Source organism: Bradyrhizobium sp. LeoA1Lang (genome assembly GCF_055413685.1).
The window spans coordinates 70,013-89,485 of sequence record NZ_JBVAPG010000006.1 but is presented as its reverse complement, the minus strand read 5'-3'; the positions used below and the strand labels follow the sequence as shown (position 1 = coordinate 89,485).

Genomic DNA, 19,473 nt, shown 5'->3' with positions numbered 1-19,473 from the left:
ATGACAGCGACCATCATTGACGGCAATGCGGCGGCGGAGCGGCAGCGCTTTCAGATCGCAGCCGAGATCGCACGCTGGAAGGAGCAGCGCCGTCGCATTCCCGGGCTGGCCGTGATCCTCGTCGGCAACGATCCCGCGAGCGAGGTCTATATCGGCTCGAAGGCACGTCAAACCGTTGCCGTTGGGATGCGCTCGTTCGAACACCGCCTTCCGGCCGAGACATCGCAGGACGAGCTGCTGGCGCTCATTTCGCGGCTGAACGCCGACGAAGAGGTCGCCGGAATCCTGGTGCAGCTTCCGCTGCCGCAACATATCGACACGGACGGCGTCATCCGCGCCGTCGATCCGGCCAAGGACGTCGACGGCTTCCATCCGGAAAATGCCGGACGCCTGATGCGGGGCCTGCCCAGCCTTGTGCCCTGCACGCCGCTCGGCTGCATGATGCTGCTGCAAACCGTTGCAACCGACCTGCGCGGCCTCGACGCTGTCGTGGTCGGATGATCGAACATCGTCGGCAAGCCGATCGCGCAACAGTTGCTGCAGGCCGACTGCACGGTGACGATGACCCATTCGCGCAGTCGCGACCTGCCGGCCGTCTGCCGCCAGGCCGACATATTGATCGCGGCCGTCGGCCGGCCGGAAATGGTCCGCGGCGACTGGATCAAGCCCGGCGCGATCGTGATCGATGTCGGCATCAACCGGCTGCCCAGCGCAGGCGCAGCGAAGGGACGCTTGGTCGGCGACGTCGCCTTTGAAGAGGCCAGACATATCGCCGGTGCGATCACGCCCGTTCCGGGCGGCGTCGGGCCGATGACGATCGCCTGCCTGCTGCAGAATACCCTGCTGGCCGCCGGCGGGCGCGGCAAGTAGGCAGCTCACCGCGTTTGGGGCGACCTCGTGCCGAAGCCGCGCGGCCGCCTCAATACTCAGGCCGACAGCCGCGCTGCGTTTCGCGCACTGAGCCGCTCGGCAAGGCGACGCCGCGCTTCGCGCTTCTGCTCCTCGCCCATGCCACGTACCAACTCTTCGAGCTCGGCCATCGCAAACCCGACGCCGTGCTGTGCCGCCGCGCTGAGCCAGACAAACGCCTCGATCGGATCGGTGGCAACGCCGAGTCCCTTGGCGTAGCAATAGCCGAGTCGTCCCTGCGACGGGTAATGTCCCCGCTCGGCGGCCCGGCGATACCATTCCACCGCCTGCTTCATATCAGCGTCCACGCCCTGTCCCTTGGTGAGCACGACGGCGTAGTTGAACTGGCCCAGCGCATCGCCCTGTTCGGCGGCCCGGTGAAACCATGACGCCGCCCGCACCGCATCGGTCGCGACGCCCTCGCCCTTGGCATACATCGCTCCGACATTGTTCGCCGCGAGCGGATTGCCTTTCTCGGCCGCGCGCAGATACAGCGCGAAGGCGCGCGTCGGATCCTTCTCGATCCCGAACCCGTTGGCATAGAGCGAACCGAGCCATGCCTCGGCCTCGGCATCGCCGCGTTCGGCGAGCGGCTCCCAGATTTCGCGCGCTTTCGCGTAGTCGCGATCGATAAAGGCGGCTTCTCCATCGGCGGTGGTCAGCATGGGCTTCTCCTCATTGACGCGTATGGGGTGCCATCTTGAACAGATACACACAGTCGAAATCGTTGGAGTCGCCCGCCGGCTGGACGCCCGCCGTCTTCAGATGACCCACGAAATAATCATAGACCGTGCGCGCCGCCCGGTGAGTCAGGAGCTGCTTGTAAAGCCAGGGATCCGCGTCGGCACGCACGCCGTGCTGCTCGAACAGTGTCTGTTTCGGCGCGTCGGAGATGCCGACGCACCAGCTCGAAAACGACTGATCGAATTCCTTGATGTAGGCGAGGAATTCGTACTTGACCTGCTGTACGCTGAAAACCATGCACCTCCTCCCTTCAAGCTCGCATCAAGGGGGCACTCCAGTAGGCGACATGATGTCGGGTGACCCGCTCAATCAAGGCCTGGTTGAACAGCCAGCCGGCGCGGCTTGACTCGGACGGATCCGACGCGAGCGAGAGCTCAATCTTCTCCTGCAGCGAGGACGCCTGCCCGGCGGCCTGGTCGAGCAGGCGCATGAGGCCGCCGCATGCGGCCTCATGTGCGGAACGCGAGAGCTCAGGCGGGCTGAAGAAGGAGAGCCGCCAGAGCGTCTGGTCCAGTGCGGTCGGCTGCAACACCACCACAAGGGTTGCGTAGCGGGACCGGACAAGAACGAGATTGGGAAACGTCCATTCGGCGCTGACATGGTTGGTGGCGCCGCCACCGGCGAGGCTGGAGCGCGCGATGTCGACGATCGTCGCACCCGCAAGCTTCCAGTTCGAACGGTGTTCCTGCCAGTGACCTTCCAGGCGCACAAGGTTCTCCGTCCATTCCGGAAGCAGCGGCCGCTGTTCGGCGTCCAGCGTCGGATCGATGTTCGCGAAGATCAGCGGGCCAGAGGTCCTGACCTTCACCGGCAGAAGGCGCTCCGGCACGGCACCGAGATACTGACCCATCTGCGGCGACATCTCGGCGAGGGCGTTGGCGAGGATGACGTCGCGGTCGCGGCTGAATCCGCAGGAGGTGTAGGAACATCTGGTCTTCTTGCCGGTGCGGCACTGTGCCGGTATCGTCCGGCAGCCGCCGTGCTGCGCCTTGTTGAACCGTCCCTGCAAACCGCCATCGGGCAATCGCTGAACGTGGATCGCGTGCTGGCCGATCGTGTAGGGAAGCAGATCGAGCGGATCGGGGATTTCGGGCGACGTGCCGATGCAGACCCAGTCCCGCGTCCAGACCTTTTCGTTCTCGAGGCGCTCGAACACCTCCGATGTATAGGCGCGGCGGGGAAGCATCGTCGCGAGCCCGAACGGCGCGCGACACGATGAATAGAGCCGGGGATCGAGGAAATCGATACCCGCGTCGATATAGACCGTATCCGGATGAGTCAGCATCGTTGCGCCTCCGTCACGGAGGCGGCGCTGGCAAAAACCCGCGCCGCCTTCGTCGTCCTCTCCTGCGCTACTTGCGCGCCTTGTTCATCGGCTGGTCGTAGTCGGCGCGGCCACGATGGATGATCGCCTCCGGATCTGGCATCGGCAATGGACCGTCCTGCATGAAGCGGTTCAGTACGTTGCCGACCAGCGTCGAGATGTTGTTGTCGCCGTTGTTCCAGGGCAGCGCGCCGCAGAAGGCGATCGACGAGAACGCGAACGATCCGCCACCGTTTGGCGTCTCATGATAGGCGATGTCGGAGCGCACGCGCGGGTGCTGAGTTCCGTCAAGGCCCTGCTGGTTGAAGCCGTAGTCCTCCATGACCAGCAGATAGCCTTCTGTGTGGCGGCCTGCGGAGGTTGCCACCACCAGCGTGTGCGGCGGGCTGCCGAGCATGGTATCCACGATGTCGAGCTCGGTGCCCGCGGCGCCGCCGCCGACGAGACCGAAATTGCCGAGCTTCTCGTCGTAGGAGATGCCCTCGAAGGCCCAGGCTACGCGCGTGTCGTTGCTCTCCGGAGTCCTCGAATAGTAGGTCGAGATGTCGAAACCTTCCGACGACATGCCCGTGCCGGCTACCGTATGCAGATAGCGTCCGCGGAACCGCCACATGCCGCCGAGTTCGCCCGTGCCCTGGTGATAATATTCGCCGGGATCGGCACGCCAGGTGCGAATGCCGCTTTCGCAGCGCCTCATCTCCGTGACGATGCCGCGACCCTGTCCGTCATATGCGGGATGATAGGAGTGCACCCAGTACCAGCCGTCCGCGCCCATATACATGAAGCGGCCGCCGCGCTGCATGTAGTTGTGGAGCGCATCGAGCTGCGGTCCGCTGTTGTGCTCGGGATGCGACCCGGTGATGATAACGTTGTAATTCTCAAGCCGCGCAAGGCCATCATAGGTGACGTCCTCGTCGGTGATCACGTCATACTCGTAGCCCTTCTTCTCCAGCCAGTAGATCATGTGCAGATCGGCCGGGTATTGCCAGGGTGCCTGCGCCAGGAAGTGATCGTACTTCGGCCGGATGCTGAGGATCGGCCGCAGCCGCGACGACAGGCAAAGACCGCTGCCATCGGTGTGGGTGTCGTAGATCGATCCACCGTATTCGCGATGCTCCGACAGGAACATGTTCTGCTGCTGCATGATCGGCACCCGATAGACCAGCAGTTCGGCGCCGCCGGCATTGTTGGCGAGATGCTCGTTGGCATAGGCCATGTAGCTGATGGTCGGCACCATGAAGGCGATCTTCGCGGTCTCTTCGCCGACGCGAGGCACCACCCAGAACGGGATGTAGTCCTCGCTTCCGTCCTTCGCCGTCAGCTTCGCGGCGTAGAACTTGCTGCCCGTGCCCTTCGGCACGTTCCACTCGAAGCTCGTGCTCCAGCGGGCGTCATCGATATCGTCGTCATGGAAATGGATGGCGCCGTATTGTTCCGGTGCGACCTTCCAGTCGAACACCTGGCCTTCCCAGTTGTAGCCGGTCATCGCCCGGGTTGGGCAATTGACGATCGTGGCATGGAACAAATATGGCCCCTTGTCTTTCCCGACCAGCGTGTTGATCCCGTCGGAGAAATCCCATGATGCGACGATGGCCTCGGAGAGCTTGCCGGTCGGGCCCGAATTGCGCCGCTCGCTGAGACCCGGTTGCGCACCGAGCTTCATGGTCTCGATCTCGAGCCGGCTCAGCGCTCTGTTGCAGATCCGCGGACTGTCGATCTTGCCGTTGTAATGTCCCTTGATGAGGATGCCCGCCGGCACCGAAGCCTTGCCCTGCGGGGCGTCGCTGAACGAGCCGCAATAGCCGGCGATCACGGTCGGCGTTCCCGGCGCATAGGTGAGCTTGGTCGAGAGTTTCTTCGTGACCGGCGGTATCTCCGGATCAAGTGCGTAGACGATCTGCGGCTCGTGATAGAGAATGGCTTCTCCGGTCTTGGCATCGAACGACGCCGCCACGAAGTGCCAGGCATGATCGCGAAGCGGCGCGCCGGTGGTGATGACCTGGTCGTTGACGCGGAATTCGACGCAGCCCGCTTCGTTGATGAAGAGCCCGTATCCGTTGCCGTCGTGCCACTTGGTGACCAAGCCCTGCGCGCCGTGCTTCCAGTATTTGGGATGCGTCTTCGGCGCGGTCGGCCAGATCCAGCACTGCAGCGTTACGCTTTCCAGACGGAATTGCGGCTTGTCGACCACGAATCCGTAGGAGCCGCTGTAGATCTCCTGCTTCATGCCCTTGTACGTGCCGTTGCAGGAAGCCTGGATCTTCTCCTCGATGAATCCCGGCCCGCGCGGATTGGTGTCGGCATGGATCATCTTGACGATCTCCGCCTGGTAGTCGGCCGGTCCGTCGCAATTGACAAAGAACTTGATGGTGTCTCCCGGATGGACGCTGAACTTGTCAGCGTAGCCGGTGATCGTCATCCAACTCATGATTGTGCCCTCAACAGTTGACTTTTCTCATTGAACCTTCAGGTCGTCGCCCACATGTCGTCTCGGCGTTTCCATCCCTCGCGGAAGTGTTCCGGGAAACCGTCGTACTCAGCGAACTCCTCCAGCCGCATCAGAAAGATGTCATGCTGCGGGTCCTGCTCATTGTCATAGACCTTGTCGTTGATGAATTCCGGCGGCACGCCGCGGATGCCGGAAAGGCGGGCGATGCGCCACTCCTTTTCGACCTTGGTGCAGACGACGACGAGCTTGCCTTTCGCCGGCTGCGCCCGCATGCGCAGCAGGACGCGATTGAGCTGGAAGTCCTCGTGAATGCCTCCCGTGACCGTGGTGGTGTCGCCCGCCGTCGCGCATTTGAGCACGCTGTTGCCGGCGACCCCCTTCATGGAGTCGATGCATTCCTTGTGCTCCTTGATCATGCGCTGCGCATCGGACGAAGAGGGCCGGGGTATCGGAATCATCTATCTGCTCCGTGTTGACTAGATGGTGAGATACTTGTGGATCACGTCATCGGTGAGTTCGGCCATCGGGCCGCCGGCGACCACGCGTCCATTGTCGACCATGAGGAACGCATCCCCCAGCCGCCGAGCCACGCGGATGTGCTGCTCGGTCAGGAGAAGCGTGATGCCGAGCTTGCGGTTGAGCGTCAGCAAGGTTTCGCCGATCTCATGCACGATATTGGGCTGGATGCCCTCGGTGGGCTCGTCGAGCAGAAGGATCTTCGGATCGACCGCCAACCCGCGTGCAATCGCAAGCTGCTGTTTCTGTCCGCCGGACAGGAGGCCTGCCCGGCGGTCGAGATTGGCCTTCAGATAGGGGAACATCTGGAGGCAAAGCTCGGGAATCTCGGGACGGCCATCGTGGCGTGCGAAGGTACCCAGGAGAATGTTCTCTCGGACGGTGAACTCCGAGAGAATTCCGCGCCCCTGCGGCACGTAACCGATACCGAGCCTGGCCCGGAGATGGGTTGGCGAGGACGCGATGTCCTGCCCCTCGATGGTGATCTCGCCAACCGACCTGTCGGTCAGGCCCATGATCGTTCGCATCAACGTGGTCTTGCCGACGCCATTGCGGCCGAGCACACAGAGGCACTTGCCCTCTTCCACGTCGAAGGAGAAATCCTTCAGGATTGGCGTCTTGCCGTAATAGGAGGTGACGCGGTCCATCGACAGCAACATGGTCACGCGTCCTCCGTCTCGCCGAGATAGACCTCGCGCACGCGTTCATTGGCCTCGATGTCGCCGATCGATCCATGGGCGAGCAAGCTGCCCATATGCATCACCGTGACCATGTCGGCGATCTGGCGGACGAAGGCCATGTCGTGCTCGACGACGACGAGCGTGTTGGTCTGCTTGAGGCGGTTGAATATCTCAGCGGTCTTCTCGATCTCGGATTCGGTCATGCCGGCGACCGGTTCGTCCAACAGAAGAAGGCGCGGATTCTGCATCAGCACCATCCCGATCTCGAGCCACTGGGTCTCGCCGTGCGACAGGATGCCCGCTTCGACGTTCAGGCGGTTGCCAAGCCCCGTCAGCGCGAGGATCTCGTCGAGCTTCTCGGCGAAGAACGGCTCCCTGAAGCGGAAGAAATTCTTCAGCGGGTTGGTGCTGCGGCTGTAAGCGACTTCGAGGTTCTGCCGCACCGTCAGATCGCGGAACACCGCGGGCACCTGGAATTTGCGGCCGATGCCGCGCCGGGCGATCTCGTGCTCGTCGAGACCGGTGATATCGTCATCGCAGAACAGAATCCGGCCCGAGGTCGGCTTCTGCCGGCCGGTGATCAGGTCCATGGTCGTGGTCTTGCCGGCGCCGTTCGGCCCGACGAGGCAGCACAGCGTTTGTTCCACGAGCTCGAAGCTGAAGTCGTTGATCACCGAGACGGTGTCGAAGCTCTTGCAGAGGTTGCGGATTTCCAGGAACCCCATGACCGCCCCCTACTCGCCTGGCTGCGGATAGAGGCGCGGGGCGGAAACGCCGTTGCCGCCCTTCTTCGAGCCGATCGAGATCCGGCCCAGCGCGCTTTCGACCAGCCCGATCAGTCCCTTCGGCAGGAAGCGCACGACCAGGATGAAGAATCCGCCGAGGATCAGGAGCCAGGTATTGAGGAACGCGTCGCCCAGATAGCTCTGCGCGCCCTGGATCAGGAAGGCACCGAGGATGGCGCCCATCAGCGACATGCGCCCGCCGATGCCGGCCCAGATCACTATCGAAAGGCTGAAGGTGGTATCGAACTGTGCCGGCGAGACATATTGCGTCAGGATGACCCAGCAGCAGCCGGCCACGGCAGCAAAGAGGCCGGACACGGTGTAGATGGCGGTCTCGTAGCCGGCAACATTGTAGCCGAGGAAGCGGACCCGCTCGGCGTCATTGCGGATCGACTGTACGACGAGGCCGAACCGGCTGAGTGTCATCAGCTTGGCCACCACAGTTGCGGCGATCAACAGACCGAGCACCAGCCAGTAGGCGCCCGGGCTATAGGGATCGACCACCAGTTCCCCGAGCTTCAGGGCAGCCGGCGGCGTGATGCCGTTGACGCCGTTGGTATAAGGTTGAATGTCGAGGATCAGCGTGTACCACGCGCTCAGCATCGCGAGCGTCATGATCGCAAAGAACGGGCCGGACACGCGGGCGCGGAACATCAGCCCGCCGAAGATCGCGCAGAACAGCGTCGGGACAACGAGCGCCAGCACGATGCCGACCGTCGTATTGCCAAAGGGTACCCAGAACAGCGGGAGGTGATCCAGGCTGTTGTTGAGCATGAAGGGCGGCATCGGGTTCGATTCGTCTTGCGACTGCATCTGCATGGTCATCGCCATGCCGTAGGCGCCAAGACCAAAGGGAATGCCCTGTCCGAGATTGAGGATGCCACCGAAGCCCCAGCACAGGCTGACGGAAAGCGCGAGCATTGCGAACACGCCATATGTCGAGAGCTGATTAAGCAGGAAATTATCGCTCACGACCAAAGGCACCATTGCAAGCACGGCATAGAAGACCAGATAGGCCAGCCATTGCGCGCTTACCTTGTGATAGAGATTCATTTCGCCATTCCCTTCCCGATCCCGGTGCCGCAGCCTTCACCGACGCTTTGCGGATGGCGCGAACAAGCCCTGTGGCCGTATCCGGAGGAACACCACGATCATCACGAACAGCACGAAGCGGGCGAAAGTGTCGTTGGTGAAATAGGCGAAGATCGATTGCAGTTCGCCGGTCGCGCCACCCGCTGCCACGCTGCCCGCCAGCGTGCCGCCGCCGACCACGACCACCAGGAAGGCTTGCACCACATAGGCCGCCCCCATCGTGGGCAGAACGATATTGAGAACACCGAAAAGAGATCCCGCGAGACCGGCAAGGCCCGCGCCAAGCGCGAAGGTCAGCATGTAGACGCGATCGGCATTGACGCCGAAGGACGCCGCCATCTCCTTGTCCTGCATCACCGCGCGCACCTGAACACCGAAACGCGTCCGGTAGAACAGGGCCCAGAGCGCCACGACGACCGCGATGGTGACCAGGAGCACCACTACGCGGAAAACGGAAATATTGACGAAGGCGAACTGGATGTTGCTCGAGAAGATCGGCGGTACCGCAAGATATTTGGGATCGCTGCCGAAGATCAGTCGCACCCCCTGCATGAGCACAAGCGATACGCCGAACGTGGCAAGCAGCGTATCCAACGGGCGTTTGTAGAGGTAGCGGATCAATCCGCGTTCCAGGATCAGGCCGACCGCGGCAACGATCAGGAAAGAAGCCGGAACGCACAACAGAAAAGGCAGCCCGAGGAAGCTCTGCAACATGTACGAACTGTAGGCGCCGAGCATGATGAACTCGCCATGGGCCATGTTGATCACGCCGACCGCGCCATAGATGATCGTGAGCCCCAACGCAGCAATCAGCCAGATGCTGGCAATGCTGATTCCGAGGATCAGCGCGTTGATGAACGCGCTGAGATCGAAGGACGTGAAGAACGATCCGACCGCCATAGCTCGCTCCGTGCCAAGCCGACCGTGGCGCGCGACGCGCACGCCACGGCTGCTGTTTTTCGCTGTGTTCAGATCACGCTCTTGCGCACTTTGCCGTCGGCAGCTTTGAGGCCGTCCGCCGTGCACTTGCCGAGGTCCGGATAGATCGAATACGGGTCCGGCGCGACGTGCTCTGCCGAAGCCTTCACGATCTTGAAGCTGCCATCGGCCTGGCACTGGCCGATTTTCGGCTTCAGCCAGGCGTTGAAGTTCTGATCGTCGATCCAGATCAGTCCTTCCGGGGAAACCGCATCCTCGACCTTGATGCCGCCGGTACTGTCGCGGATCGCGCGCGGCGTCACCTCCTCCAGGCCAACCTTGGCGATGGCCTTTTCGAGACCGTACTTGAAGACGTAGGCGGAAAGATAGGTCTCTTCCATATTGTAGTGGGTGACACCGTTCTTGCCGTACTTGCTCTTCAGGAATCCCTCCACGAACTTGTGGTTGGTCGGATTGTCGAGCCCCTGGAAATACGGCGCCGAGAGAAAGTGGCCGGCCCCGAACTCGTTGCCCATCGCGCGGGTTTCGATCTCGCCCGTAGTGAGCGAAGCAATCGGCATCGAGTCGACCTTGAAGCCCTCCTGCTTGAACTGCTTGTGGAAGGCGATGTCGGATGCACCGACCACGGTCGAGAAGATGAAGTTCGGCTTCGCCTCCCGGATCTTGTTGAGCACGGGGCCGAATTCCGAACTGCCGAGCGGGATGTATTCCTCACCGAGCAGTTCGCCGCCAGCCTGCTGCAGCCAGACCTTGGCGTTCTTGTTGGATTCCTTCGGCCAGACATAGTTGGAGCCGACGAAGAAGACCTTCTTGCCGAACTGCTGGACCATGAACGGGATCAGGTCCTTCGAGTGCTGGTTCGCCAGCGGACCGGTGCAGATCGTATTCTGAGTGCATTCCGCGCCCTCATAGCAGGTCGGGTAGTAAAGCAGGTGGTTCTGCGCCATGACGGTCGGCAGGATCGCCTTGCGGCTCGCCGAGGTGTAGCAGCCGAACAGCGCGACGACCCGATTGCGCAGGATGAGTTCCTTGGTCTTCTCCGAATAGACGTTGAAGTCCGACTTCGCGTCGACGATCACCGGCTCGATCGGTTGACCGGCGATGCCGCCGGCCTTGTTGATCTCGTCGATCGCGTACTGCATCACGAGCGTCGAGTCCTCCTCCGGCACCGCGAGGCCGCCGGTGAGCGAGAACAGGAGCCCGACCTTGATGGGCTCGCCCTTCTTGATCCAGGACTGAGCTCCCCACGCCTGATTGATGCTCTTTACGAACCCGTATGGAGCGGCGAGGACCGTCGCAGCTCCGAGCGTTGCTTTCATGAAACCACGACGATCTGCCCGCATAACAGCCTCTCAAGTGATTTTCTCTACACGAAATCTATTTTCTAAACGATACAAGTGACCCGAACTTTCTCAAGAGTAAAATTTGTGCACTGACAGTTACAATGAGGACAGCTCGGTTTTTACTGCGTCGGGCGACGCAACTGCACGGCCGCGATTGATCGCGACATCGTTCGGAAGTTCTGCGAGCCGACGAAGCCGCGGCGCGGCGCCAAGTCAGACGCCAAGTCACACGTCGCGGTTGCGGGCTGAAAAATTCTTACCGCCTCCGCCTGCCATCGTGTTACGACTTGCGCTGATAAGAACGGGATAACATGCAGATGAAAAGAAAGAGCGCGGCAACGCCGAAGGAAACGGTCATCGAGAATTCGGACTACCGCACGGGCTCGAATGCGCCGATCGAAAGCAGCCGAAGTCTGGAGCGCGCGCTCGGCGCGAAGATCAGGGATACCCGACGTCAGCAGGATCTCTCGGTGCTTGATCTGGCGAGCGCCGCGAACATCTCGGCCGGCATGCTTTCGAAAATCGAGAACGGCCAGATTTCGCCGTCGCTTTCCACGCTACAGTCGATCGCGAACGCGCTTACTGTGCCGCTTAGTTTACTGTTCGCGGCATCCGAGGAGCGGCGCGACTGCTCCTTCGTTCGCGCCAAGCAAGGCGTGGTCATCGAACGACGCGGCACCAAGGTGGGACATGTGTACCAACTGCTCGGACATGTGAGCGGCGAGGACGTCGTCGTCGAGCCGTACCTCATCACGCTGAAGGAAGAGGCCGAGGCCTATACGGGATTCCAGCACGCCGGCACAGAGTTCATCTACATGCTCACTGGCGAGGTGATCTACCGTCACGGTAACAAGAGCTACCGGTTACGCCCGGGCGATTCCATGCTGTTCGACTCCGGCGCGCTGCATGGGCCCGAAGTGCTGGTGAAGCGGCCGATGACTTACCTCTCGATCATCGTGTATCCGCGGCGTCCCGCCTAATTCTGCCTCATTGCGCCCAATTTCTTATCAGGAAAAACTTATTCCTCACGATTGACGAAGCGTCCGAAGCTGCTACATTTGCTCTCCAAGTCAGGGAGCAGCGCATGTGCGGCATTGTCGGATTGTTTCTCAAGAACGAACAGCTTCAGCCGGAGCTGGGCGAACACCTTTCGCGCATGCTCGCGACGATGTCGGCCCGCGGTCCGGACAGCGCAGGCATAGCGATCTATGGCGCAGGGGCCGACGATCTCATCAAGCTGACGCTGCGCGCCGCCGACGCGGCCGTGGACCGCGATCTGGCGAGGACGCTCGGCGCGGTGCTGAAAGCGCCGGTCGATCTGGTGCGGCGCTCCAATCATGTCGTCTTGACGATACCCCGTGAGCAACAGGCGCAGGCCCTGGCCTGGCTGCGCGAGCATCATCCCGAGATACATCTCGTCAGCGCCGGCTCCCGGATGGAGATCTACAAGGAGGTCGGCCTGCCGGAGCGCGTCGCCGACCAGTTCTCGCTGCCCGCGATGCAAGGCACCCACGGCATCGGCCATACGCGCATGGCGACTGAATCGGCGGTCACCACTAATGGCGCTCACCCCTTCTCGACGGGCGCCGACCAGTGCCTCGTCCACAATGGTTCGCTCTCCAACCACAACGCGGTCCGGCGCGGCCTCAAGCGCGAAGGTTTCGTCTTCGAGACCGAGAACGATTCCGAGGTGGCCGCGGGCTATCTGACGTGGCGGATGCGCGAAGGCGACAGCCTCAAGCAGGCGTTGACGTCCAGCCTTGTCGCACTCGACGGCTTCTTCACCTTCGTCGTCGGTACCCGCGACGGCTTCGCCGTGCTCCGCGATCCGATCGCCTGCAAACCGGCCATCCTTGCCGAGTCCGATGACTATGTCGCATTTGGCTCCGAGTTTCGCGCCCTCTCGGTGTTGCCAGGCATCGAGAACGCCCGCGTCTTCGAGCCCGAACCGGCGACCGTCTACGCTTGGGAACGTCGATAATGCCCGTGATCGATCTGGAGCGGCAAACAGTCCGAGAACTCAACGCGGCGCTGCACCGTCTCGTACCTGATACCAACGAGACCCTGTGGGAAGTCAGCAACTCCAACGGCAAGCATGCGATCGGAACGGGCGTCGATGCACCCGTCGAAATCGATATCAACGGACATGTCGGCTATTACTGCGGCGGTATGAACAAGCAGGCGTCGATCCGCATTCACGGCAATGCCGGAACGGGCGTCGCAGAGAACATGATGTCGGGCGTCGTTCATGTGATGGGCGATGCGAGCCAATCCGCCGGCGCCACCGGTCACGGCGGACTGCTGATCGTCGATGGTGACGCAGCCGCACGCTGCGGAATCTCGATGAAGGGCATCGACATCATCGTCAAGGGTTCGATCGGCGCCATGAGCGCTTTCATGGCCCAGGCCGGCAACCTCGTCGTCTTCGGCGATGCCGGAGAGGCCCTCGGCGATTCCATCTACGAAGCGACCATCTTCGTGCGGGGAAAGGTGAAGAGTCTCGGCGCCGACTGTATCGAAAAGCCGATGGCGAAGGAGGACAAGGCCCGCCTCGCCGCACTGCTCCACCGGGCCGGCGTCGAAGACGCCAACCTCGACGAGTTTCGCATGTATGGGTCGGCACGCCGTCTCTACAACTTCCACATCGACAACATTGCATCCTACTGACGGCAGACGATGGCAGCCCCAAAACCGATAAGAACGGAACCGCGCTTCTCAGCAACCTTCGACCGCTACACGATTTCTGAGATTCAGCGCGCCGCGGCCACCGGCATCTATGACATCCGCGGCGGCGGCGCCAAGCGACGGGTACCGCATTTCGACGACCTGCTGTTTCTCGGCGCCTCCATATCGCGCTATCCGTTGGAGGGTTATCGCGAAAAGTGTGGCACCGACGTCGTGCTCGGCTCTCGCTTTGCGAAAAAGCCGATCCACCTCAAGACGCCCGTCACCATTGCCGGCATGAGCTTCGGCGCATTGTCGAGCACGGCAAAGGAAGCGCTCGGCCGCGGTGCCAGCGCGGTCGGAACCAGCACGACGACCGGCGACGGCGGCATGACCAACGAGGAGCGCGCTCATTCGTCGCTCCTCGTCTACCAATATCTCCCTTCACGCTACGGAATGAACCCCGACGATCTGCGCCGCGCCGATGCCATCGAGATCGTGGTCGGCCAGGGCGCCAAGCCTGGCGGCGGCGGCATGCTGCTGGGACAGAAGATCTCCAGGCGCGTGGCCGAGATGCGCACGCTGCCGGAAGGCATCGATCAGCGTTCCGCCTCCCGTCACCCCGACTGGACCGGCCCCGATGACCTCGAGATCAAGATCGAGGAACTGCGCGAAATCACCGATTGGGAGAAGCCGATCTACGTGAAGGTTGGGGCGAGCCGCCCGTATTACGACACGGCCCTGGCCGTGAAGGCCGGTGCGGATGTCGTCGTGATCGACGGCATGCAGGGCGGAACGGCCGCCACGCAGGAGGTCTTCATCGAGAACGTCGGTATTCCGACGCTGGCGGCGGTGCGCCCCGCGGTGGAGGCGCTCCAGGAACTGGGCATGCACCGCAAGGTGCAGTTGATCATCTCCGGCGGCATTCGCAACGGCGCCGACGTCGCCAAGGCGCTCGCCCTCGGAGCCGACGCGGTCGCGATCGGCACGGCGGCGCTGATCGCGCTGGGCGACAATAACCCGGCGCTCGAAAGCGAATACAACAAGCTCGGCACGACGGCCGGCGCCTATGACGACTGGCATGAGGGATTGGATCCGGCGGGCATCACCACGCAGGATCCGGAGCTTGCAAAGCGCCTCGATCCGGTCGTCGCGGGGCGGCGGCTTGCCAACTTCCTGTCCGTTCTTACGCTGGAAACGCAGACAATCGCACGCGCCTGCGGCAAGAACCACGTCCACAATCTCGAACCTGAAGACCTTGTCGCACTCACCGTCGAAGCGGCTGCGATCGCGCGCGTTCCGCTCGTCGGCACCAATTGGACTCCTGGCCGGGACCGATACTGACACTTACCGCTGATGAAGAGGCACCATGTCGATCGATCTTGCTGAAGCCGCCAAAGAACGGAAGATCAAGTACTTCCTGATTTCCTACACCGATCTGCTGGGCACCCAGCGTGCCAAGCTTGTTCCGGCCGAAGCGATCGGAGGCATGGCGAGGAACGGCGCCGGTTTCGCCGGCTTCGCCACCTGGCTCGACATGACGCCGGCCGATCCGGATATCCTTGCCATTCCCGATCCGGACAGCCTGATTCAACTTCCCTGGAAGCCGGAGGTCGGCTGGCTAGCCGCCGATCCATGGATGGGCGGCAAGCTGGTCGAGCAGGCGCCACGCAATATGCTGAAGAGACTGATCGCAACGGCGGCCGACCGCGGCTTTCAGCTCAAGAGCGGCGTCGAATGCGAATTCTTCCTGATCTCGCCGGACGGGGAGAACATCGGCGACATCTCCGATCGTCAGGCCAAGCCCTGCTACGATCAGTCGGCGCTGATGCGGCGCTACGAGGTGATCAGCGAAATCTGCGACGGCATGCTCCAACTGGGCTGGAATCCCTACCAGAACGACCACGAGGACGCGAACGGCCAGTTCGAGATGAACTGGGACTATAGCGATGCGTTGGTTACCGCCGACCGCCACGCCTTTTTCAAATACATGGTGAAGTCGATTGCCGAGAAGCATCAGCTTCGCGCGACTTTCATGCCGAAGCCGTTCTCCGGCCTTACGGGCAACGGCTGTCACGTCCACGTCTCGCTGTGGAAGGGCAACAGGAATCTCTTTGAAGACGAAAAGGGCGAGCTCGGCATTTCATCGATCGGATACGCCTTTATCGGCGGCATCATTCATTCTGCCGACGCGCTGGCGGCCATTCTCAATCCGACGGTGAACTCCTACAAGCGGATCAACGCGCCGCGCACGCTGTCCGGGGCAACCTGGAGCCCGAACACGGTCACCTTCTCGGGCAACAACCGGACGCACATGATCCGAATACCTGAAGCGGGACGGTTCGAACTGCGCCTCGCTGACGGCGCGGCCAATCCCTATGCCATGCAGGCCGCCATCCTGGCCGCCGGGCTCGATGGCATCCAGAGCAACCGCGACCCCGGCAGGCGCCTCGACATCAACATGTACACTGACGGCCATCTGGTGCAGGACGTCAAGAAACTCCCGCTCAACCTGCTCGATGCCCTACGAGCACTGGAAGGCTCCAGACTATTGAGCGACAGCCTCGGCGAATACGTGCCGGCCTATCTGAAGCTGAAGCACCAGGAGTGGAACGACTTTTCACGACACCTCACGCAATGGGAGCGCGAGACCACGTTGGATTGCTGACATGGATCCGTCGTTCGCCTGCCGCTCAGGTGCAGTACATGCCCATGGAGATCTGGCCGATCCGCTCGAATCCACTTGTTTTGTCCGGCCTTTCGGGCTGTAATTGATTAAGGCGCTATTCGCCTGTTCGCACGCTTCGATGCTGCAGCGTGTTCCAAGGCAACGACTGCCAATCCCATTCACGGAGGGACGGTGGCGCTCGGCCTCGCGGCATCAATCCTTCGTCATGCACGGAGGATGTTTCATGAATCTCGACGCCTACCGGATCGCCGACGAGCCCTACTACCAGCCGCTCGGCCATGAGATCGAGACCTTTCAGGCCGCCTATGCCGAGCGCCTGCCGGTGATGCTGAAGGGACCGACCGGCTGCGGCAAGACCCGCTTCGTCGAGCACATGGCCTGGCGGCTCGGCAAGCCGCTGATCACGGTGGCAGCGCATGAGGACATGACTGCCGCCGATCTCGCAGGGCGTTACCTGCTGGAGCCGCAGGGAACCGTGTGGCACGACGGGCCGCTGACGCTCGGGGTGCGCCACGGCGCGATCTGCTACCTCGACGAGATCGTCGAGGCGCGGCAGGACACCACCGTAGTGATCCATCCGCTTACCGACGCGCGCCGCATCCTGCCGCTGGAGAAGCACAACGAGATCGTGCCGGCGCACGGCGATTTCCAGCTCACGATCTCCTACAATCCGGGCTACCAGAGCGCGGTCAAGGATCTGAAGGAATCGACCAAGCAGCGCTTCGTCGCGATCGATTTCTCCTATCCGCCGCCGACCACGGAAGCCGCCATCATCGTCCGCGAGTGCGGCACCGATGACGAGCTTGCCGGCATCCTGGTCGCGATCGCGCAGCGCTCGCGCAATCTGCAGGGCCACGGCCTCGACGAGGGCGCTTCCACCCGCATGCTGATCCATGCCGGGCGGATGGTGCGCGCAGGCTTGCCGCTCGACGTCGCCGTGCAATCCTCCATCGTGCTGCCGATCACCGATAACCCTGACATCCGCGCGGCGCTCAGCGACGCCATCCAGGCCTGCCTGCCGTGAACGCAGCCAAGCAGGTCACGCTGCAGCTGGTGCCTCCCGACGAGGAGGACAGCGCGACGCGCCGGATCCATCGTTTGATGCTCCAACGCGAGACGCTGCGGCCGATGTTCCTGATAGCCTGGGACGATCTCTCGCAGCGTTTCGGTGTGAACGAGCTCGAAGCCTGGGCCGGCGCCGTGCTGACGCTCGCGCATGTCAATGCCGGGCCCGCCTGCCTGATCGCCTATTGGGAGGCGAGCAAGAACACAGGTGACCATCGGGAAATCGCACCGCTTTTGGTAGCGGGCCAGATTGCGGCCGACATCTGCCGAAACGCCGGCGCGCAGGCTGCGACCGCCGCGCTGAAGGCGCTGCCGATTGCCTCGCGCCTCTTCGGCAGCGGCCCGGCTTTGGCGCGATGGTGGCGGGTGATGGATCTGCTGGCGCAGCAGGCGCCGGAATCGGTTGCGCCGACCGCAGACAACATCGCCGCAATTCTCGCCCCCGGCACGATCGATGCCTTCGAGAATTTCGTCGCGGCCGGACTGAAATTGGCATCCGGCAACAAGGCGCGACGGCTGGCATTCTTCCACCTCGAGGACGAGCTCGCGCGCCGCATGATCGCGCGCGATATCGGCAGCGTGACATTCCTGGAAACCGAGATCGAGCTGAAGGCGTTCATCACTGCGCTCTGGGGCAAGCCGCCTTTGCTGCGCAGCCTTGCCGCCCACAACAGCCAGGCGCCGCAGCGGCGGACCTCGATTGCCGGCCCCTTGATCCGCTTGCCGGAAACCTTTCGCGGCGTGCAGGGCGATGCGGCGCGAGCGCTGTTCCGCGCCGCGGCGGCGCATGCGCAGGCGCATCTCGTGCTGGGCAACGGGCTGTTTCCGGTCGGCACGCTGAAGCCGCTGCAGATCGCACTCGTCAATCTGATCGAGGACGCCCGTATCGAGACGCTGGCGATGCGGCAATTGCCGGGCCTGCGGCGGCTGTGGGCGCCCTATCACGTGGCGACGCCGTCGGGTGTGGTGGCGGCACCGACCTTGCTGGCACGGCTGGCGCGCGCGCTGTTCGATCCCGCCTATGTCGATGACGACAGCTTTGTCGCCAAGGGCCGCGCAATGTTTCAGGCGGCCTTGCCTCGCATCGACGACCCCGCCATCAGCCGCGAGATCGGCATGCTGCTGGGCAACGACCTCGGCCAGATGCGGGTGCAGTTCAACGTCAAGACCTACGTCGTCGAGCCTGTCTATCGCGACGACGGCCTGGGACTATGGGACTTCGGCGAGAACGCTCCTCCCTCAGGCGAGGTGATGGAACTGCCGGTCGATGCAGTGCGGATGGAGCGGCAGGAAGCGCCTGATGGCAACGGCAACGAACCAGACCAACAAGGTGAAACGCTCGGACGCGGCCGGCCGGTGGCGCCGGACGAGCGCGGCACCATCATCGCAAAATATCCGGAATGGGACCGCGCGCATGGCATCGAACGCCCCGAATGGACCATTGTGCGCGAGGTGGCGGCGTACGTCGGCGATCCGCGCCTGATCGAAGCCGCGCTCGACCATGCAGAGGCGCTGCGCAGCCGGATCGGACGACTGGTGCGCGGGGTACGGATCGGCCGCACCATTCGTCTTAACCGGCAGCATAGGGGCCACGACATCGATATCGACGCCGCGCTCGACGCCGGCATCGCGCTGCGCATCGGGCAGGAGCCGGATCCGCGCGTGTTCCGCTCGTCGACATCAGTTCATCGCGATCTCGCGGCGCTGCTATTGATCGATGTCTCGGAGTCGACGCGAGACCGGCTCGCCTCCGGCGCGACCATTCTAGATGTCGAGCGCCTGGCGGTTGCGGTGCTGGCGGAGGCGATGGGAAGGCTCGGCGATCCCTTCAGCCTCAAGGCGTTCGCCTCGGACGGACGCGACGACGTCAGGATGACCACGGTAAAATCCTTCGAGGAGCCGTATGACCGGAGCTGCGTGGCCCGGCTCGCCGGGCTGAGATCGGGACTGTCGACGCGGCTCGGCACCGCGCTGCGTCATGCGGGAAAGGTGATCGGCAAGACCAATTCCGGCCGCAAGCTGGTGATCGTGCTGACCGACGGCGAGCCGTCCGATATCGACGTGTCCGATCCGCTCGACCTGGTCGAGGATGCGCGCCGCGCTGCGCTCGGCCTGAAGAACGCCGGCGTCGATGCCTACGGCGTGGTGCTCGGCAAGGCCGGCATCCAGGCGGCGTCGCGGATCTTCGGGCGCGGCAACACGATGATGGTGCACCGGATCGAGGATTTGCCGGGGCGACTGTCCGAACTCTATTTCCGCCTGGCGCGGCGCTGA

Annotated in this window: 17 protein-coding genes and 1 pseudogene; 8 read left to right on the top strand and 10 right to left on the bottom strand. The window is 62.8% G+C overall.

Going from position 1 to position 19,473, the window contains the following annotated elements; genetic code table 11:
• A pseudogene (gene folD / locus ACZYOF_RS03850) lies at positions 1–870 on the top strand (bifunctional methylenetetrahydrofolate dehydrogenase/methenyltetrahydrofolate cyclohydrolase FolD).
• A gap of 56 nt (positions 871–926) precedes the next feature.
• Here the strand turns inward: folD and ACZYOF_RS03845 are convergent.
• The 10 genes from ACZYOF_RS03845 to ACZYOF_RS03800 form a co-directional block, all read right to left on the bottom strand.
• Positions 927–1,574, bottom strand: a complete 648-nt coding sequence (locus ACZYOF_RS03845; RefSeq protein ID WP_463714857.1) for a tetratricopeptide repeat protein — start codon at positions 1,572–1,574, stop codon at positions 927–929.
• A gap of 10 nt (positions 1,575–1,584) precedes the next feature.
• Positions 1,585–1,890, bottom strand: a complete 306-nt coding sequence (locus tag ACZYOF_RS03840) for a hypothetical protein (protein ID WP_130578407.1) — start codon at positions 1,888–1,890, stop codon at positions 1,585–1,587.
• A 13-nt stretch (positions 1,891–1,903) separates the two neighbouring features.
• Positions 1,904–2,938: a ring-hydroxylating oxygenase subunit alpha gene (locus ACZYOF_RS03835; RefSeq protein WP_394566027.1), complete on the bottom strand. Its 1,035-nt coding sequence runs from the start codon at positions 2,936–2,938 to the stop codon at positions 1,904–1,906.
• Between the two features lie 67 nt (positions 2,939–3,005).
• Positions 3,006–5,405, bottom strand: a complete 2,400-nt coding sequence (locus ACZYOF_RS03830; RefSeq protein ID WP_463714856.1) for a N,N-dimethylformamidase beta subunit family domain-containing protein — start codon at positions 5,403–5,405, stop codon at positions 3,006–3,008.
• A 38-nt stretch (positions 5,406–5,443) separates the two neighbouring features.
• On the bottom strand, positions 5,444–5,884 hold the full coding sequence (locus ACZYOF_RS03825) for a N,N-dimethylformamidase, small subunit (protein WP_463714855.1): 441 nt from the start codon (positions 5,882–5,884) through the stop codon (positions 5,444–5,446).
• A gap of 18 nt (positions 5,885–5,902) precedes the next feature.
• Entirely contained in the window at positions 5,903–6,601 is a 699-nt protein-coding gene (gene urtE, locus ACZYOF_RS03820; protein WP_463714884.1) for an urea ABC transporter ATP-binding subunit UrtE, read from the bottom strand.
• Between the two features lie 2 nt (positions 6,602–6,603).
• Entirely contained in the window at positions 6,604–7,347 is a 744-nt protein-coding gene (gene urtD / locus ACZYOF_RS03815) for an urea ABC transporter ATP-binding protein UrtD (RefSeq protein ID WP_463714854.1), read from the bottom strand.
• 9 nt (positions 7,348–7,356) lie between these two features.
• The gene (gene urtC, locus ACZYOF_RS03810; RefSeq protein ID WP_130578412.1) at positions 7,357–8,460 is read right to left on the bottom strand and encodes an urea ABC transporter permease subunit UrtC; all 1,104 of its coding nucleotides are present in this window, start codon (positions 8,458–8,460) and stop codon (positions 7,357–7,359) included.
• A 36-nt stretch (positions 8,461–8,496) separates the two neighbouring features.
• Positions 8,497–9,399, bottom strand: coding sequence for an urea ABC transporter permease subunit UrtB (urtB, locus tag ACZYOF_RS03805; RefSeq protein ID WP_394566024.1), 903 nt, complete (start codon positions 9,397–9,399; stop codon positions 8,497–8,499).
• A 68-nt stretch (positions 9,400–9,467) separates the two neighbouring features.
• The gene (locus ACZYOF_RS03800; protein WP_463714853.1) at positions 9,468–10,757 is read right to left on the bottom strand and encodes a transporter substrate-binding domain-containing protein; all 1,290 of its coding nucleotides are present in this window, start codon (positions 10,755–10,757) and stop codon (positions 9,468–9,470) included.
• A 341-nt stretch (positions 10,758–11,098) separates the two neighbouring features.
• Here ACZYOF_RS03800 and ACZYOF_RS03795 point away from each other — a divergent pair, with 341 nt between their 5' ends.
• The 7 genes from ACZYOF_RS03795 (at position 11,099) to ACZYOF_RS03765 (ending at position 19,473) form a co-directional block, all read left to right on the top strand.
• Positions 11,099–11,761: a helix-turn-helix domain-containing protein gene (locus ACZYOF_RS03795; protein ID WP_282526997.1), complete on the top strand. Its 663-nt coding sequence runs from the start codon at positions 11,099–11,101 to the stop codon at positions 11,759–11,761.
• 104 nt (positions 11,762–11,865) lie between these two features.
• Positions 11,866–12,762: a class II glutamine amidotransferase gene (locus ACZYOF_RS03790; protein ID WP_463714852.1), complete on the top strand. Its 897-nt coding sequence runs from the start codon at positions 11,866–11,868 to the stop codon at positions 12,760–12,762.
• A complete protein-coding gene (locus ACZYOF_RS03785; protein ID WP_463714851.1) occupies positions 12,762–13,448 on the top strand; it encodes a protein glxC in 687 nt (228 codons plus the stop codon). Before ACZYOF_RS03790 ends, ACZYOF_RS03785 begins: the two co-directional genes overlap by 1 nt.
• A gap of 9 nt (positions 13,449–13,457) precedes the next feature.
• Positions 13,458–14,789, top strand: coding sequence for an FMN-binding glutamate synthase family protein (locus tag ACZYOF_RS03780; RefSeq protein ID WP_130578418.1), 1,332 nt, complete (start codon positions 13,458–13,460; stop codon positions 14,787–14,789).
• Positions 14,790–14,814: 25 nt separating this feature from the next.
• A complete protein-coding gene (gene glnT / locus ACZYOF_RS03775; protein ID WP_282526994.1) occupies positions 14,815–16,113 on the top strand; it encodes a type III glutamate--ammonia ligase in 1,299 nt (432 codons plus the stop codon).
• 244 nt (positions 16,114–16,357) lie between these two features.
• Positions 16,358–17,158: a CbbQ/NirQ/NorQ/GpvN family protein gene (locus ACZYOF_RS03770; protein WP_130578420.1), complete on the top strand. Its 801-nt coding sequence runs from the start codon at positions 16,358–16,360 to the stop codon at positions 17,156–17,158.
• Positions 17,155–19,473, top strand: a complete 2,319-nt coding sequence (locus ACZYOF_RS03765) for a nitric oxide reductase activation protein NorD (protein WP_463714850.1) — start codon at positions 17,155–17,157, stop codon at positions 19,471–19,473. Before ACZYOF_RS03770 ends, ACZYOF_RS03765 begins: the two co-directional genes overlap by 4 nt.

Excerpts from the sequence above, each read along its gene's own strand:
- ACZYOF_RS03845 (WP_463714857.1), bottom strand. The coding sequence starts at position 1,574 with ATGCTGACCACCGCCGATGGAGAAGCCGCCTTTATCGATCGCGACTAC.
- ACZYOF_RS03840 (WP_130578407.1), bottom strand. The coding sequence starts at position 1,890 with ATGGTTTTCAGCGTACAGCAGGTCAAGTACGAATTCCTCGCCTACATC.
- ACZYOF_RS03835 (WP_394566027.1), bottom strand. The coding sequence starts at position 2,938 with ATGCTGACTCATCCGGATACGGTCTATATCGACGCGGGTATCGATTTC.
- ACZYOF_RS03830 (WP_463714856.1), bottom strand. The coding sequence starts at position 5,405 with ATGAGTTGGATGACGATCACCGGCTACGCTGACAAGTTCAGCGTCCAT.
- ACZYOF_RS03825 (WP_463714855.1), bottom strand. The coding sequence starts at position 5,884 with ATGATTCCGATACCCCGGCCCTCTTCGTCCGATGCGCAGCGCATGATC.
- urtE (WP_463714884.1), bottom strand. The coding sequence starts at position 6,601 with ATGTTGCTGTCGATGGACCGCGTCACCTCCTATTACGGCAAGACGCCA.
- urtD (WP_463714854.1), bottom strand. The coding sequence starts at position 7,347 with ATGGGGTTCCTGGAAATCCGCAACCTCTGCAAGAGCTTCGACACCGTC.
- urtC (WP_130578412.1), bottom strand. The coding sequence starts at position 8,460 with ATGAATCTCTATCACAAGGTAAGCGCGCAATGGCTGGCCTATCTGGTC.
- urtB (WP_394566024.1), bottom strand. The coding sequence starts at position 9,399 with ATGGCGGTCGGATCGTTCTTCACGTCCTTCGATCTCAGCGCGTTCATC.
- ACZYOF_RS03800 (WP_463714853.1), bottom strand. The coding sequence starts at position 10,757 with ATGAAAGCAACGCTCGGAGCTGCGACGGTCCTCGCCGCTCCATACGGG.
- ACZYOF_RS03795 (WP_282526997.1), top strand. The coding sequence starts at position 11,099 with ATGAAAAGAAAGAGCGCGGCAACGCCGAAGGAAACGGTCATCGAGAAT.
- ACZYOF_RS03790 (WP_463714852.1), top strand. The coding sequence starts at position 11,866 with ATGTGCGGCATTGTCGGATTGTTTCTCAAGAACGAACAGCTTCAGCCG.
- ACZYOF_RS03785 (WP_463714851.1), top strand. The coding sequence starts at position 12,762 with ATGCCCGTGATCGATCTGGAGCGGCAAACAGTCCGAGAACTCAACGCG.
- ACZYOF_RS03780 (WP_130578418.1), top strand. The coding sequence starts at position 13,458 with ATGGCAGCCCCAAAACCGATAAGAACGGAACCGCGCTTCTCAGCAACC.
- glnT (WP_282526994.1), top strand. The coding sequence starts at position 14,815 with ATGTCGATCGATCTTGCTGAAGCCGCCAAAGAACGGAAGATCAAGTAC.
- ACZYOF_RS03770 (WP_130578420.1), top strand. The coding sequence starts at position 16,358 with ATGAATCTCGACGCCTACCGGATCGCCGACGAGCCCTACTACCAGCCG.